The 12,746-nt window shown below is 64.4% G+C and carries 35 protein-coding genes and 1 pseudogene; all 36 read left to right on the top strand.

Annotated elements, in window-relative coordinates:
• The first annotated feature begins 91 nt into the window (after positions 1–91).
• Entirely contained in the window at positions 92–445 is a 354-nt protein-coding gene (locus VGH54_RS05650) for a hypothetical protein (RefSeq protein WP_331510957.1), read from the top strand.
• A complete protein-coding gene (locus tag VGH54_RS05645; RefSeq protein ID WP_331510956.1) occupies positions 445–762 on the top strand; it encodes a hypothetical protein in 318 nt (105 codons plus the stop codon). Before VGH54_RS05650 ends, VGH54_RS05645 begins: the two co-directional genes overlap by 1 nt.
• A gap of 163 nt (positions 763–925) precedes the next feature.
• Positions 926–1,204 (top strand): hypothetical protein, encoded by a 279-nt coding sequence (locus VGH54_RS05640; RefSeq protein ID WP_331510955.1) that lies wholly within the window; start codon positions 926–928, stop codon positions 1,202–1,204.
• Complete coding sequence (locus tag VGH54_RS05635; RefSeq protein WP_331510954.1) at positions 1,201–1,344, top strand: hypothetical protein; 144 nt, start codon at positions 1,201–1,203, stop codon at positions 1,342–1,344. Before VGH54_RS05640 ends, VGH54_RS05635 begins: the two co-directional genes overlap by 4 nt.
• Before the next feature lie 163 nt (positions 1,345–1,507).
• Positions 1,508–1,777, top strand: a complete 270-nt coding sequence (locus tag VGH54_RS05630; protein ID WP_331510953.1) for a hypothetical protein — start codon at positions 1,508–1,510, stop codon at positions 1,775–1,777.
• 50 nt (positions 1,778–1,827) lie between these two features.
• Positions 1,828–2,226 carry a hypothetical protein gene (locus tag VGH54_RS05625; protein ID WP_331510952.1) on the top strand — a complete coding sequence of 133 codons (399 nt, stop codon included), beginning with the start codon at positions 1,828–1,830 and terminating at the stop codon, positions 2,224–2,226.
• 70 nt (positions 2,227–2,296) lie between these two features.
• Positions 2,297–2,539 carry a hypothetical protein gene (locus VGH54_RS05620; RefSeq protein ID WP_331510951.1) on the top strand — a complete coding sequence of 81 codons (243 nt, stop codon included), beginning with the start codon at positions 2,297–2,299 and terminating at the stop codon, positions 2,537–2,539.
• 70 nt (positions 2,540–2,609) lie between these two features.
• Positions 2,610–2,795 (top strand): hypothetical protein, encoded by a 186-nt coding sequence (locus tag VGH54_RS05615; RefSeq protein WP_331510950.1) that lies wholly within the window; start codon positions 2,610–2,612, stop codon positions 2,793–2,795.
• Positions 2,792–3,127, top strand: a complete 336-nt coding sequence (locus tag VGH54_RS05610) for a hypothetical protein (RefSeq protein WP_331510949.1) — start codon at positions 2,792–2,794, stop codon at positions 3,125–3,127. Before VGH54_RS05615 ends, VGH54_RS05610 begins: the two co-directional genes overlap by 4 nt.
• A complete protein-coding gene (locus VGH54_RS05605; RefSeq protein WP_331510948.1) occupies positions 3,124–3,396 on the top strand; it encodes a hypothetical protein in 273 nt (90 codons plus the stop codon). Before VGH54_RS05610 ends, VGH54_RS05605 begins: the two co-directional genes overlap by 4 nt.
• Positions 3,396–3,635 (top strand): hypothetical protein, encoded by a 240-nt coding sequence (locus VGH54_RS05600; protein WP_331510947.1) that lies wholly within the window; start codon positions 3,396–3,398, stop codon positions 3,633–3,635. Before VGH54_RS05605 ends, VGH54_RS05600 begins: the two co-directional genes overlap by 1 nt.
• Positions 3,635–3,757, top strand: coding sequence for a hypothetical protein (locus tag VGH54_RS05595; protein ID WP_331510946.1), 123 nt, complete (start codon positions 3,635–3,637; stop codon positions 3,755–3,757). The genes VGH54_RS05600 and VGH54_RS05595 overlap by 1 nt, the downstream gene beginning before the upstream one ends.
• Positions 3,754–4,005 (top strand): hypothetical protein, encoded by a 252-nt coding sequence (locus VGH54_RS05590; protein WP_331510945.1) that lies wholly within the window; start codon positions 3,754–3,756, stop codon positions 4,003–4,005. The genes VGH54_RS05595 and VGH54_RS05590 overlap by 4 nt, the downstream gene beginning before the upstream one ends.
• A complete protein-coding gene (locus tag VGH54_RS05585) occupies positions 4,002–4,205 on the top strand; it encodes a hypothetical protein (protein WP_331510944.1) in 204 nt (67 codons plus the stop codon). Before VGH54_RS05590 ends, VGH54_RS05585 begins: the two co-directional genes overlap by 4 nt.
• A complete protein-coding gene (locus tag VGH54_RS05580; RefSeq protein ID WP_331510943.1) occupies positions 4,205–4,498 on the top strand; it encodes a hypothetical protein in 294 nt (97 codons plus the stop codon). Before VGH54_RS05585 ends, VGH54_RS05580 begins: the two co-directional genes overlap by 1 nt.
• Positions 4,495–4,647, top strand: coding sequence for a hypothetical protein (locus tag VGH54_RS05575; protein ID WP_331510942.1), 153 nt, complete (start codon positions 4,495–4,497; stop codon positions 4,645–4,647). Before VGH54_RS05580 ends, VGH54_RS05575 begins: the two co-directional genes overlap by 4 nt.
• 45 nt (positions 4,648–4,692) lie before the next feature.
• On the top strand, positions 4,693–4,986 hold the full coding sequence (locus tag VGH54_RS05570; RefSeq protein WP_331510941.1) for a hypothetical protein: 294 nt from the start codon (positions 4,693–4,695) through the stop codon (positions 4,984–4,986).
• Positions 4,983–5,246, top strand: coding sequence for a hypothetical protein (locus VGH54_RS05565; RefSeq protein ID WP_331510940.1), 264 nt, complete (start codon positions 4,983–4,985; stop codon positions 5,244–5,246). Before VGH54_RS05570 ends, VGH54_RS05565 begins: the two co-directional genes overlap by 4 nt.
• Positions 5,236–5,736 (top strand): hypothetical protein, encoded by a 501-nt coding sequence (locus tag VGH54_RS05560; protein WP_331510939.1) that lies wholly within the window; start codon positions 5,236–5,238, stop codon positions 5,734–5,736. The genes VGH54_RS05565 and VGH54_RS05560 overlap by 11 nt, the downstream gene beginning before the upstream one ends.
• On the top strand, positions 5,723–6,184 hold the full coding sequence (locus tag VGH54_RS05555; RefSeq protein ID WP_331510938.1) for a hypothetical protein: 462 nt from the start codon (positions 5,723–5,725) through the stop codon (positions 6,182–6,184). The genes VGH54_RS05560 and VGH54_RS05555 overlap by 14 nt, the downstream gene beginning before the upstream one ends.
• Complete coding sequence (locus VGH54_RS05550; RefSeq protein WP_331510937.1) at positions 6,181–6,354, top strand: hypothetical protein; 174 nt, start codon at positions 6,181–6,183, stop codon at positions 6,352–6,354. Before VGH54_RS05555 ends, VGH54_RS05550 begins: the two co-directional genes overlap by 4 nt.
• Before the next feature lie 10 nt (positions 6,355–6,364).
• A complete protein-coding gene (locus VGH54_RS05545; protein ID WP_331510935.1) occupies positions 6,365–6,790 on the top strand; it encodes a hypothetical protein in 426 nt (141 codons plus the stop codon).
• Positions 6,787–7,014 (top strand): hypothetical protein, encoded by a 228-nt coding sequence (locus VGH54_RS05540; RefSeq protein ID WP_331510934.1) that lies wholly within the window; start codon positions 6,787–6,789, stop codon positions 7,012–7,014. Before VGH54_RS05545 ends, VGH54_RS05540 begins: the two co-directional genes overlap by 4 nt.
• Positions 7,015–7,099: 85 nt before the next feature.
• Complete coding sequence (locus VGH54_RS05535) at positions 7,100–7,546, top strand: hypothetical protein (RefSeq protein ID WP_331510933.1); 447 nt, start codon at positions 7,100–7,102, stop codon at positions 7,544–7,546.
• A gap of 272 nt (positions 7,547–7,818) precedes the next feature.
• Positions 7,819–7,974: a hypothetical protein gene (locus tag VGH54_RS05530; protein ID WP_331510932.1), complete on the top strand. Its 156-nt coding sequence runs from the start codon at positions 7,819–7,821 to the stop codon at positions 7,972–7,974.
• 749 nt (positions 7,975–8,723) lie between these two features.
• Complete coding sequence (locus VGH54_RS05525) at positions 8,724–8,957, top strand: helix-turn-helix domain-containing protein (RefSeq protein WP_331510931.1); 234 nt, start codon at positions 8,724–8,726, stop codon at positions 8,955–8,957.
• Positions 8,957–9,544, top strand: a complete 588-nt coding sequence (locus VGH54_RS05520) for a hypothetical protein (RefSeq protein ID WP_331510930.1) — start codon at positions 8,957–8,959, stop codon at positions 9,542–9,544. The genes VGH54_RS05525 and VGH54_RS05520 overlap by 1 nt, the downstream gene beginning before the upstream one ends.
• The gene (locus tag VGH54_RS05515; protein ID WP_331510929.1) at positions 9,541–9,717 is read left to right on the top strand and encodes a hypothetical protein; all 177 of its coding nucleotides are present in this window, start codon (positions 9,541–9,543) and stop codon (positions 9,715–9,717) included. The genes VGH54_RS05520 and VGH54_RS05515 overlap by 4 nt, the downstream gene beginning before the upstream one ends.
• A 61-nt stretch (positions 9,718–9,778) precedes the next feature.
• A pseudogene (gene dcd / locus VGH54_RS05510) lies at positions 9,779–10,357 on the top strand (dCTP deaminase); the annotation flags it as partial.
• 272 nt (positions 10,358–10,629) lie between these two features.
• On the top strand, positions 10,630–10,809 hold the full coding sequence (locus tag VGH54_RS05505; protein WP_331510928.1) for a hypothetical protein: 180 nt from the start codon (positions 10,630–10,632) through the stop codon (positions 10,807–10,809).
• 234 nt (positions 10,810–11,043) lie between these two features.
• Positions 11,044–11,241 (top strand): DUF6400 family protein, encoded by a 198-nt coding sequence (locus tag VGH54_RS05500; protein ID WP_331510927.1) that lies wholly within the window; start codon positions 11,044–11,046, stop codon positions 11,239–11,241.
• Positions 11,242–11,448: 207 nt separating this feature from the next.
• Entirely contained in the window at positions 11,449–11,583 is a 135-nt protein-coding gene (locus VGH54_RS05495; protein ID WP_331510926.1) for a hypothetical protein, read from the top strand.
• Entirely contained in the window at positions 11,583–11,723 is a 141-nt protein-coding gene (locus VGH54_RS05490) for a hypothetical protein (RefSeq protein WP_331510925.1), read from the top strand. Before VGH54_RS05495 ends, VGH54_RS05490 begins: the two co-directional genes overlap by 1 nt.
• A 186-nt stretch (positions 11,724–11,909) precedes the next feature.
• Positions 11,910–12,038 carry a hypothetical protein gene (locus tag VGH54_RS05485; RefSeq protein WP_331510924.1) on the top strand — a complete coding sequence of 43 codons (129 nt, stop codon included), beginning with the start codon at positions 11,910–11,912 and terminating at the stop codon, positions 12,036–12,038.
• A gap of 8 nt (positions 12,039–12,046) precedes the next feature.
• The gene (locus VGH54_RS05480) at positions 12,047–12,241 is read left to right on the top strand and encodes a hypothetical protein (RefSeq protein ID WP_331510923.1); all 195 of its coding nucleotides are present in this window, start codon (positions 12,047–12,049) and stop codon (positions 12,239–12,241) included.
• On the top strand, positions 12,241–12,516 hold the full coding sequence (locus VGH54_RS05475; RefSeq protein WP_331510921.1) for a hypothetical protein: 276 nt from the start codon (positions 12,241–12,243) through the stop codon (positions 12,514–12,516). The genes VGH54_RS05480 and VGH54_RS05475 overlap by 1 nt, the downstream gene beginning before the upstream one ends.
• Positions 12,517–12,746 lie beyond the last annotated feature (230 nt).

Raw genomic sequence — 12,746 nt, 5'->3', positions numbered from 1 at the left:
AACTAGACGTAAGTGTTGTATGATGTAGTCCGACGGCAACGGGAGACCACCCCCTCCCAAGTCGCACCACCACCCTCCACGGAGGCACCACGTGACCGCAGCTATCAGTCCAACCCGTCGCACCCAGCACTACTTCGCAGTTGTCGAGGCCATCGCACGCCGCCTCGAACGCGAAGAGTTGATTGAGCGCAAGTCCTACATCGTTGAGGTCGGTTACCACTTCGACCCATGCCAATATTGTGAGGGGCACCAAAGCCCCGCGGTGCTCGGCTGGGCGTGGGATCGCCACGACGCCACCATCGACGGAGCAGCCGAATGCTGCCCCAAGTGGGGATGCGTTCGCGCGGTCCTCGGCGAGGCGGAGCAGGACAGTGACCCTGAGGGAATCACCGTGGAATACCCGGTGCTGGTTGTCCCCACCTACCCCGAGGCGATGGCAGCCTGATGGCCGGCTTGGTGATCTCCACGCGTGACGCCGGCTTACTCGCGGCGCTGTACTACATCAAGGTTCCGGTCTTTCGCGTAACGAACATTGAGGATGCGGCGGACTTCGCGCGGTCCATCAGGACCAACCTCGCTGTTGGTCCCGACATGCTCGATGAGGCGAAGACCCTCAACTACCCGTTCTTCGTGCTGTACGCGGACCGCTACTTTCTGAACCGAGAGTCGCTGGCATGTCTGCACACGCTGGGGATCTTCGAACTGCCACTTGAGCTGGACTTCTTGCACGATCGGCTCGGGGTTTTTGCATCCCCAACATAAGACCCCCCGGCTGTCGTCTCGTGGTGGGGACGACAGCCGGACTTGGGGCTTGAAGCGCAGTGTCGAGCGCTCGCCCTGAACGGGAGCCGGCGTAGTCAATGGGGGGTTACGCCGGCTCCCACTCCTCAGCCAACCACTTCCAACCCTCCCGGAGATGCCAGCCATGGCCAGCACTAAGACGATCGCACAGCGACTCCTCGGCGCCAAGGTTCCCGACGACGTCAAGGAACTAGCCGCGGACCTGGGTCACGACTTTGACCCTGTTGAGATCACTACGGTCATCGCAGCGGCAGCACGGAAGGGTTTCATCCTCGGGAATGCTCCCACCCTGGAGCAGGTGGACGCAGCCGTTGTTTTGATCCATGACGGTCGGCTCATCGACGACGCCCGCAAGTACGCCCGCGCCGAGATCTACTCCGCACTGACCGAGGGCCCCCGATGAGAACAGTCGAGATCACCGTCCAGGTCGCCGCAGCTTTGAGCATGGGGGTCGCTATCGTCGCCTTCAAAGCTGCCCGGTTCGGCGCTGTCGAGGCCGCTTCGGCTATCACCCGCCGCATCCAGCCCGAGGCAACACGGTGACCGCTGAACCGTTGCCGATGAACGAGCCCATCCACCTGTGCTGCCCGCCCGCTAAGGCCGAGCTCAGCGACTATTGGGAGTGCGAGTGCGACTCGGCGTGGCTGTTCGTCTGCCACCTCGCATCCCGTGTCCCTGACTGGATTCGCCTCGACGGGGGTTCACGGTGAACCACCTCGAGGTGGCCGCGTTGCGGCAACGACTCGCCCAAATGCGCGGTGAGATCCGCCAGCTACGCAGCGGCAAAGCCCAGCTCCGAACCTTGCTGCGCCGATCCCTGACCACCATGACCACGGTCGCCGAGGGGATGGGGGAGCGACTCCCCGAGCTGGACATCTTTTTGGCGCATGTTCGTGAGGTTTTGGAGCACTCCGAAGACGAAGACCGAAACACGTTCACCCACCCCGTTTATGGCGCCCGGAGGCCCCGGCCATGACAGCCCCAGAGAAACTCCACCACTCAGTACCCGTTCACCCAGGTAGCGAGTTGGCGATCAAAGACACCAACGTCGGCTGGCAGAAAATTCACCGGGTCCAGTACATCACCCGGTTGTCGATGCGTGAGTCGAGCTACAACGTTGCCTGCGGACTCAAGGTCCAAACCGTGGACAAGGTGTACCCGCTGTCTTCCGGGCGGCTGCTGGGGGTTCGCTGTTCGGCGTGCTGGCACTTCTTACCTACCGCCGAGTCGGTCCGCCAGGCCACCGTTGACGAGCTGAACGCCATGCTCCTCCGGCTACAACCCCTCACCGACGCGTATGCGGTGAAGCTCGCCCGGGATTGCTGGAACTGCATCGCCGATTTGGGCATGGGATGTCACTGCGAGGAGGCAGCCCACACCCTGGTGTTGTCGGCTGGGCACTGGCTGGAGAGGGCTGCGGCATGAGCGAAACAACGGTGACGGTCTCCGATCAGGACGTCTGTGATGTCCCGCAGTGTTGGTGTAAGCAGCCGACATGGGAGCAGCCGTTGCGTGCGATGCGTTGGTCGGCGGCGAAGGTCCCGCACCCGTTTCCACGTTTTCCGCCAGTCGACAGTCGATCGCAGAGGACGGGTTGATGGAGATCTTGTGGCCTCTAGGCCTGGTTCTCGTGTTGGGCTTGGCCAAGATTGAGGGTGGGTGGCCGCTGCTGATTGTGGTGTCAGTCGGGTTGGCGTTGGTGTTTAAGGCGTTGGGTGATGCGGCGGCGAAACGTTGACACCGTCGGCGGCACACCGCGCCGGATATGAGGCTGTGATGGCCGAGCTGAACAACGTGAAGGTGGGTGCGTGATGGCGCTTGATGGGATCTCCGCTGAGGCTCGTGCCGCCGTGGTGGCCGAGTTGCGTGCACAGGCCAAGTATCTGCGGGAAGTCGCCATGGATTCACCGGTGGGTAACGGATTCTCCCCGGGTCTGTGTATGGCGGCGGAGTGGCACGAGCGCGATGCCGATGAGCTGGAGCGGGAGACATGAGCAGCTACGACAAGGCCCGCCGCCAGTCGATGGACCCGCGCAAGGTGAAGTGGGCGAACACTCCCCTGTCTGAGCGGCACGTGCAGCGGTACATGCGGCAACCCAACCGACGCAGCTCCGATGGTGACCCCTTCATCGTCGTGGGCCTCGACGGGGTGGCTAGAGGCTGGAACGGAAAGCACCGTGGGGAAGCAGCCCGTAGGCAGGGCCGGAATTTGACCGCCCGGGTGCACGACGAACGGGTGTCGGGTTCGGCGTCCACGGCCGGGTGCATGGGGTTGATGTTGGTGTCGGCGGTACTCGTCGGGCTGGTTCGGAAGGTGCGGCGATGAGTGACCTGATCCCCAACGAGGCGTGGGATGCCGCTGAGGCTGTAACGAGCCGGATCGACTGGAACGCTCACAGCCTCGGCGAGTCGGTGCTGAAGGCCGCTGCCCCGCACATCGCCCGTGCCGCCGTGATCGCCGAACTGAGTCGCTGGGTAGACGACTGGGGGAAGACCCCGCTGTGCTGCGAGATGGGCGGCAGCGAGTACTACGACCTGAAGACGCGACTCCAGGATCTACGCAAGAAGGCCGACGAGCTGGAACGGGGCGAGTGATGACTGACCTGATCCCCGACGAGGCGTTCGAGTCATTCACCGACGCATGGAACGGCTGGGCCGACCCGAAGAACCGGGAGGGTCGGGCAGTGAACGCGCTAGCCGCCGCTGCCCCGTTCATTGCCCGCGCGGCGCAGGTGGCGATCCTGCGTCAAATGGCTGCTGAGATTGACGGCAAGCACGCGATCGACGCCGCAGATCTGCGGGCCAAGGCCGACGAGCTGGAAGGCGGAGGGTGATGGACGTCTACGAATGCGACTTGGACACCGAGATGTGCGCCAACTGCGGCGACGACTACACCGATCACTGTGCCTACTGCCACGGCTGTGGGCGCCACACCCCGGATTGCGACACGCCATGACCGCCGACTACGCCACGTGGCGCCGTGACCGCCTCCGTGAGCTGGACGCCATGCAGCCCAAGATCGACGAGCTGCCGGACATGATCGGACAGCAGGTGCGACAGATAGCGAACTGGCGCCGGAAGTTGGTCGAGAGCTCAGCAGAGTACGCCATCGCGGCCGACTACTGGGCCAGACAGATCACGCAGCTCGCGGCGGAGCTGGCCCGCATCGTGGTCACGCCCGCGTCCGACGGAGAGACCCCGTGAGCACCGAGATCCTCTTGTGGCTGGATGCGCCGCTGGTGCGGTGCGGGGTCGCGGCGGTGCTGATGCCGGCGGTGGGGGTTGTGTTGTGGCGGGCCCAGCGGGTGGTGTCGGCGACAGCCCCCCGCTGGCCGGATGGGGGGCGGGTGCGGGTGGGCCGTTACGGCGGGGTTCGAGTACCGAAGAACGTGGGAGAGATCTGATGGGTGGCGACACAGGAGACAAGCCCGACGACCTGGCCAAAGTTGAGCGACTGGCGCGCGAGGTGGTGCTCCGCAAGGGCGACTGGACGATCTCCCCGGACGAGCTGGGCGAACTGCTGGCCGAGTACGACCGACTCCAGGCTGTGGAGCGGGCCGCCGCCGAGTTCCTGGACCAGTACGAAGACGACGGAGGCGACTACGAGGACGAACGAGCAGCAGCCGACCGCCTCCGCGCCCTGCTGACCGCCGCCGGCCCGCACCAGACCGGGCCCGAGAACGAGGAGACGTTGTGAGCGACGAGCACTGGACCGAGGTCTACGAGCTATGGACGCACGTCGACAACCACGCCGCCGGGCTGGTGTACGACGTGCGGCAGGCGTGGCCTGAGTTCGCAGAGGCGATGGACCGGGTCGTTGACCACTGCGCGAACGGCCCGTCATGACGCCGCCCTCGCCCTGTAGCCGCAACCAGGCCCAAGGAGGCTGACGTGGACGACAAGACTCGATGCATGGCGGTCTGCCGGGAGTGCTCCGATGAGGGCTTCGTTGGGTACGTGATGGCGCTCCGGTTCGACTCCGTGTCCGAGCGCGATGCCTGGGTGACAGCGCACATCAGCAGTCTCGGGCACAGCGTCATGCACTTGACTGGCGGCTGGCTGTCGCCTCGGGACGTGCGGGGCTACATGCAGGCCGTGAACTGGGCAGCCGTGGGCGACGGTTCGGCGCTGAGCGATGGCCGGTTCCAGATCGGCTTTGCCCCTGAGGATGAGGTGCACCGATGACTGACGTCCCCGTTCCGCCCGCCGAGGCCCGCGCCGCGCTCCAGGCCGCCGAACAGCTTTGCGGCGAGACCGTCACCGTGTGGAAGGGGTCCGGCGCTGGGGAGGTATGTGTCTGCGGCAAGGACTATCGGCATGTGTTCTCGAAGACTCCCGCTGAGCAGTTGCATCTGTGCGATTGCCGCTTCCAGTCGAGTTGGTCTGACGATCAGCAGTGGGCCGAGGCAAAGGCACGCAGAGAGGAGTCCGACGATGACCGCTGACCTGCCGCCCGAGGTCCGGAACGAGGCCGCCGGAAGGGTCGGCGAGCTGCTCGAACGCTTCGGCGTGAACCCTTGGCGACATGCGCTCAGATTCGGGTTGGTCGACGCCGTGGCCGAGGTGCTCGCCGCCGAGTTGCCCGATCCGTACCTGGGTCTTGTAGATCAGGTGATCGCGGCTAGCGGTGGCCAGTCATGGCTTGATGGCCCCACACATGAAGCGGCTAGTGCAAGGATCATGATCAACGGCCTGAGGGCGTCCATCGAGGCCCGCTTCAACGAAGGGCTGCCCCGCAATACCGGTCTCCGCGCCCAGCTCCAGGCCACGGCCGGGGTGGGGCAACGCCTCCAGGAGATGGCCTCCAGCGGCGACCTCAACCGCTACGTCATCCAGGACTGCGCCGACGCACTGCTGGGCCGCGAGGGTTCGCCGGGTTCGGAGTTCGACGCCCTGGCCGACGCCGTGAAGGAGGCCAGCCGTGAGCATGGCTGAGCGCAACGCTGAGGACGCGGCACGAGCGGTACAGCGCCTGCGCATGGAGAAGGACCAGTGGCACGACAGCGCGGTGCACGCCGAACGCCAGCTCGCCGCCGACCAGCCCCAGCTCCAGGCCGGGAACCGGGCAGCTGCGGCGTGGCGGGCGATGAAGTACGCCTGGAATCCGGACGGGATGCCGGAGCTGGCCGAGGCGTTGGACGCCCTGGCCGAGGAGACGGGCGGGGGAGAGACGGAGTTGCCGGATCACTCAGCCCCCGAGCGGGAGTACGGCTTCGTCGGCACCCGACCCCCGCCGATCGACCACTACCCGACGCCGGAGCCCGGTCTCTCGCAGTACAAGGTCGACCCGACGGGGGCCTGTCCACCCCGCCGTGCGCGTGTTCGGGAGTGTTCGGGTCTGACGTGGGAAGAGCACGTAGCGAAGATGAGGGAGCGGACGTGAGCGAAGACCTTGAGGTTGATCCGCAAGCCCCGCCGGGCGTTGTGTACTTCCGCCCCATCCCGGGCGTGCTGTTTGAGGACGTCACGACATACCCTTTTGTCCCTGGTCAAGACGTCGTTATTTGCGAAGTCGACAACCCATCGCTGATTATCGACGAGGAATCCCCGTGACCCCCGACCCGTGCCCGACGATCAAGCTCGTGGCCGCCGGCTGGGGCTGGACCGAATGAGCGACCCGGTGGAGTTCATCCAGAAAAAGCTGGCCATGGTCGACAAGGTGCTCAAAGAGGACGGCTGGAAAGCCGACAAGGACCGCGTACACCAGAACCCTGACGACGAACCGATCTACTGCGTGGACGACGACTACCACCACCCGTTGGTTGGTGATGCGCTCGTGGTCATCGACCTAGCGAAGGCCACCCGCGCTCTGATGGAGCTGCATAAGCAGATGGCGCTGGCCGATCAGGAGCCTCTTCTCTACCCGCCGCGACCGACGTGCAACGTGTGCGCCGATTGGGAAGCCCGCGACTACGACGGGGCACCCCCGCTGACCTGGCCATGCCCGACGATCTTGGCGCTCGCCCAAGGATGGGGCTGGACGGGATGAGCCCGGACTACAAGGTCGGCGCGAAGCTGTCCGTTGTTGTGCCCCCCGAACCCGGCCCCATGTCCGTCGTGATCGACGCCGGTGGGAATGCGTGGCAAAACCGTCCCGGGCCCGACGTGCAACGCCCGTGGAAATCCACAGAGGGCGAAGAGTGGTCGTGGGTTGTGTTGGTGTCCGAGCAAGGCCCGTTGAAGCTGGTCCACCTCGCCGAGGAGCAACGGTGAGCGACCGCGGGTTCGGCCCGCACGCCGAGGCGGCGGGTTTGCAAATTGTGCGCCGCCACCCACACGTTAGGGAAATCGATTTCCGATGAGTGAGCCACCGTGGGGCCACAAACCACCCGCCGTTGACAGGGACGCATACCGCGATGCGCCGCCACCCGCCCCAAGCCCCCGACTGACGTACTGGCTGCGCCGCCTCGACGAAGGAAGCTGGCGCCCCAACAAATACTTTGGCCGCGGCTACGAAGGTGACGCCGAGTGGTGCGGGGTGTACGTCTGGGAGTGGCTACACGTCCTGTCCCCGATCATCACCGCAGAGTCGTGGACTCATGACGGGACAGATCTCTCCCGGTACAACCCCGCGTGGGTGGAACAGGAGTTGCGCAGGTTCGACACCTTGCTGCGTGACCACGGCCTAAGGCGGCTGCGCGCCAGGTTCCGGCACGTGGTCCGGGTGAAAAACCTGATGACGCTGTCCGCGTCGGAGCGTGGTGGACCGGTTACGAACTCGGCGGTAGACACCCGATTGCACTAGCGCGGAGATGCTGTCATCGCCCAGCGGTGTGATTCAATACTCGTAGAAACCCCGAACGCATGGTCGAGCAGCCACCCCAACAGCTCGCCCATTCACTCGGTTACCCGAACGAGATAGAGGCGCCACGTTGCTGCACGGACGTCGCATGAGCAAATCCGAGGTGAGCGTGTAGGCCTTTCCGCTCCCCGGGAGGCTCGGCGCCCGCAACACCCCCACAGGCTGGCGCCGAGCCTCCCGCAAAACAAGCTCCCCAAAACCCGGAGGCGCCACACATGACCCCCACTGAGCCCCGCACCGACCAAGTAGTCGCCGACACCCAATACCGCGGCGTCGGTGCGGCCCAAACCCCCAGCGGCGGCCAATGGAGCTGCGACACCCATAGTCGATCCGCCGCCGCTGGGTCCAACCTTCCGGGGTTTTCCAGTTGACCGAGCAGGGGCAAGATGCGCCCCCCGTTCGTTGCCGAGCTGGGCGGCGTTGCGCCGACGGGGAGAACATTCACGACGAGACCGGCGACTTAACCGATCGGCTCGGCAGCGTCATCGATGGCGGCGCCCTGTGCGTCGGGTGTGTTCGGGCAGCCGAACAAGCTTTGCGCGGCCTCCAGGACGACATCTTGGAGCTGTCGAAACTGTTGCAACCGTCATCGGCCCGGCAGGCGTTTCGGGACCCTGACATGCCGCCGCAGACCCGAACGAAAAAACCTGCACCCCTTCCGTTCAGTGAGAATGTCTACACACTCATCGAGCTAATCGACTATGAGTCGACCCTGTGGGCCGAGTCGGTGGCCGATCACGATGGCGTTGACTGGGATTCCTACGCTGCGGAGCACTCTCGCCGAGGGGACCGCGTTGGACGCTCCAGCGCCCTCCTGGGGCACCGTCTGGCCACGCTCGTGGCGCTCCCCGTCCAGCAGCACCGCGCCCACAGCTTGTCTGTCGATCCATCTGATGGGCATGACCCCGACACGACCACCCGCTACAGGGGGGACTACTGGGCGAATCGCCCCGGCTGGGAGGGTGCACTTCGCTTCATCGACCTACACGAGCGTGCAGCCCGGTACATCGGCAATAGGGCACTCGACCACATCGAAGTACCGTGCCCCCGCTGCGACGCCCGACGCCTGTATCGCGAACACCACAACGGGCGCGTCATGTGCCGCGCTTGTGAAACCCCCATGTCAGACGACGACTACGACGCGTTCATCGAACACGCCCTAGAGGCCCACGGCTCGACTGCTGATGTTGTGAGCCGCAAGGAAGCCGCCCGAATCGCCGGGGTCAAACCCGGCACGATCCGCAAATGGGTCCAGCGCGGGTACCTTCGGCCACTCCCCTCGGGCGGGTATCGGCGGGTGGCGATCGAAGAGTTCCTAGCCGAACGCGACACGCTAGAACAGGAGGCCTCCTGATGAGCGAAGAGCAGATCAAGGCCGAGATGGAGCAACTCCAGGCACGTCTGCACCAGCTGTACGCCACCCTCGAAGGCCCACGCGTGACCCTTGAGGTCCGCTGGCGCAGCGGTTACAAGTCCTACTACGCGCGCACCCTGGCGGAAGCCTTCGCGCAGGATGACGACCTGTACGGCAGGCCGGCGGAGGTCAGAGTCGGCGGATGCGTGATCACGCGGGAGGAGTGGAAGACCGACCCCCGCAACCCCGAGGCTGCCGAGGAGATTCGCCGCCGCGAGGAGAAAGCCGCAGCGGAAGCGGCGAAGGCCGCCAAGGTAGTCGCCGACCTCGAACGCACCAAAAAGTTCCAGCAAGAACTCCAGGTCGCTCTGTTTGATGGCGACACCCAGGTCTCCGACTGGGTTTCTTTCGCCGTGGGGAAGATCGCCCTGTCCGACGAGTGGGTCAAGCACCACAACTTCTCACAGAACAGCGGCCCAAAGTTGAAGCTGCGCACCAAGGATGGCGCGAGTGTGGCCTCCGCTAATGCCAGCGTGCAGGAATACGTCACGAAGACGTACGCGATCGCCTGGCGCACAGTGTGGTGACCTTCAGCTTCGACGTTGCCTACTCCACGCACGACTTACTCAAGGCGGGCGTCGTGGAAGCGGGATGGCATCGGGTTGTGGTCGCAGCCGAGGATCGGGATGAGGCGGCACTACTCGCCTGCCAGATGGTGTGCACGCATGACATGGCGACAGCAATCTACGACCGAATTTGAAGTTCACAGCGACACGCCGCAGGAAGGTTGCAAATGGAGTCGATCTCCCGTATCGTCCCCCATGGTTGCAGAAAAACACGCCCTAATGCTGTCTGACCGCGACCTTGAGGCCGCTCTCGAATCCGGCGAACTCGTCGTTGATCCGATCGAGCCCTCCCAAATCCAGCCAGCTTCGATCGACCTCCGCTTAGACGACACGTTCTTGCTACTGCCGGTGCAGCACCCGATGATGCCAAGCTACATTGACCCGTGCGAGCCGCCGCTAGAACCAATGCGGCGTCGAGTTGTGACCAAGGGCTGCAAGTTCCCACTCGAAGCGGGCACATTCGTGTTGGCCTGCACCGTCGAGATGGTCGGGCTGGGCCGGGGCATCGCAGGTGTCATCGCGGGAAAGTCAAGCCTCGCGCGGCAAGGGCTCATAACGGAATCGGCCGGCTTCGTGGATCCCGGGTTCTCTGGGCAAATAACTTGTGAGCTGGCGAATCTCACGGATCGCACGATCCTGCTGACACCGGGAATGCTGATCTGTCAACTGGTGGTCCACCGTCTGGACTCGCCATGTGTGAACCCATACGGCTCGGCGAAGGTGAGATCGAAATATCAGGGCCAGCGCGGGCCGACTCCGTCCCGCTCCCATCAGACGGGGGGCAAACGATGGCGCGCGCCCACCCTCAGCAGCCCCTCATTGTCGCCTGCGAGCTCTGCCACGCGCGCATCCCCACGTTCAGACATTGCGCCTGGGTAGATGCTATGGACCACGCTTTAGATGAGCACCGCGCAAAGTTGCTGGCCAGCCCGGGGTATGCCCGTCGTTGGTTCCGCATCACACACTTGGCCGATGGCCGCCCCGCACGCCTCGCCCCCACCCCACCAGGCTAGGACCGAATGCTCTACCGATACACGGCCCACGTTGTGACTATCGACGGCCCTAAGGTCATGACGGTCTATGCGGACAGCCTGTTCGCTAACGACGATGTTGTTCGATTCCACTGCGACGGCAAGGTCGTCAAAAAGGTTCCGGCGAAGGCCATCCGCATGATCTTCAGGGATGCTGATGTGCCAATGGACGCTACCCGTGGTGGCGTCGTTTAGATCTCCCGTCTTAAACACCCTGGCGTCGACGTCGTCGGCCTCGGGGTTGCGGGGTTGGCGGCCAGCCTGAAACGGTTCGGCGTCCGAGTAGGGCTGGCCGCCATCCCTGACCACCTGAAAACTTCTTCGTCCGGCAGCTGGGGAGCGAACCGGGTGAGAACCGAACCGCCCCTCCGGCCGTGTTGACTGCCAGTCGGGGGGCGGTTCCCCTTTTTGCCAGAAGGGAGCGAAGCCGTGGATTTTCACGTCGACCTCGCCGCCCACGAAGCTACTCGCCTTGCAGCGGTTTTATCAGGGTGCGAGGGCACCTATGATCCTGCGCAGGTGTTGTTAGACGAAAGCGAAGCGCACCGGCTGCTCTACAGCGGCTTGGACGCTGACCAGCAGAAGATCTACGACGAGCTCGTTGCCGCCGGGGTGCTCGGTGCTTGACCCGGCCGCTGACCACGCCTGCCGCGTGCACACGCGATGCCCTAATCCCGATTGTGGGATTGTCGATCCCGCTGGCGCCTACATGCTTGGATACGACGTCGGCGAGATCTGGTGCCAGTGTGGGGCGTGCGAACACCGCTGGTGGTGGCAGTCCGGCGTAGGCAAGGGCGGCAGGACCGACCGACTCGACGCCGAAGGATTTCCCGCATGAGTGACTGGCCCGAACTCGAAGACTTCTACGGCGACTCCCTGACCGCCGACCAGGCGCGGGCGTTGAAGCGGTCGAAAACATCTGACCCGGACGATGAAGCCCCCGGCAGCCCGTGGGTGGTGACTCTCTGATGACGTTGCGCTTCGTCGTGTTCGGTATCGAACTGTTCACCGTGACTGTGGAACTTCACGACAAGCCGGACGCCACAGTGTCGCAGCCGACACTCCGTTCGAAGCTGCGGCAGGCTGTGGCGCACTCCGTCATCCGCTAGAATGAACTCACGGGTTGGTTTCCTAGGGATGTGCCGACCTGTCCGCCTTCGACCCGGTGTGAGGTTCGGCCTCGTAACCGGGTCGTTGTGCATTACCCCTGATCGTGCGCGCGGGCGGGGATAACTCCATTTCCCGCACAGTCTTGGCGCGCCGCCCGCGCGCACTCCTTACCCTTGCGAGGTCCAATGGCAGCCGAGTGGGTTGAGCTCGAGGACTTCTATGGCGAGTCGTTGACGGCGGACCAGTTGCGGGCGTTGAAGCGGACGAAGGCTTCCGACCAGGCAGAAGACGAAGACCCTGGAAACCCGTGGTGAGGACTCCCGTGAAGTTGCGCCTCTCCCTGCTCAAGGCTGCGTTTAGTCGTGACCCGATGAGCGGTGCGCTGATGACCGCCTACCTGCACGCTCAGGACGCCCCCAGCCACCTCGCGGTTCTGCCGTCGAACAGCGGCTACGACTCACCGTGCTGTGGGATTTGCGACGACTGCGGCAGTATTCTCCGCGACAGGACCGCCTGATGTACCCGGCGTCCTCACTTGACCCGCTGGGCGCGATCAGGCCTGCCCCTGCGGCGACCCTCGAGCGCATGGACATGCTGGACCGGGCACGGCTCCGCGCCGCAGCATTCCGTGCGACTCGCATCTACCCCGGCCCGGTGGGCGACCTAGTCTGCAAAGAGATCATGTGTTTTGAGGAGTTCGGCTACCGGCTGGATTCCAAACGCATGACCATGCGCCTGGTTGAGCACATCGAGAAGGCCCAGCTCCCCACTCCCGCCACCTCGGCGGCCTAAGCACGCCACGGCATTACACACACCGACACCGACACTCCACATGAGCAGGTCGGCTTGACGTGATGACCGCGGCGCCCCGCACGACCCGTTAGACCAGTTCGACAAGATCGAAAAGTGCCATAAGCCCGAGTTTTCTTTCCCGGTTGACTCGCCGTGTCACTGCATGCTGTACACGATCAAACCCCAGGTGACACCCTGGGCAATATGCTCTAAGTCGATCAAGGTCCCGT

The sequence above is a fragment of the Mycobacterium sp. genome (genome assembly GCF_036488105.1).
GTDB lineage: Bacteria > Actinomycetota > Actinomycetes > Mycobacteriales > Mycobacteriaceae > Mycobacterium.
The sequence above is the reverse complement of the archived record's forward strand: the minus strand, read 5'-3'. Positions and strand labels throughout refer to the sequence as shown.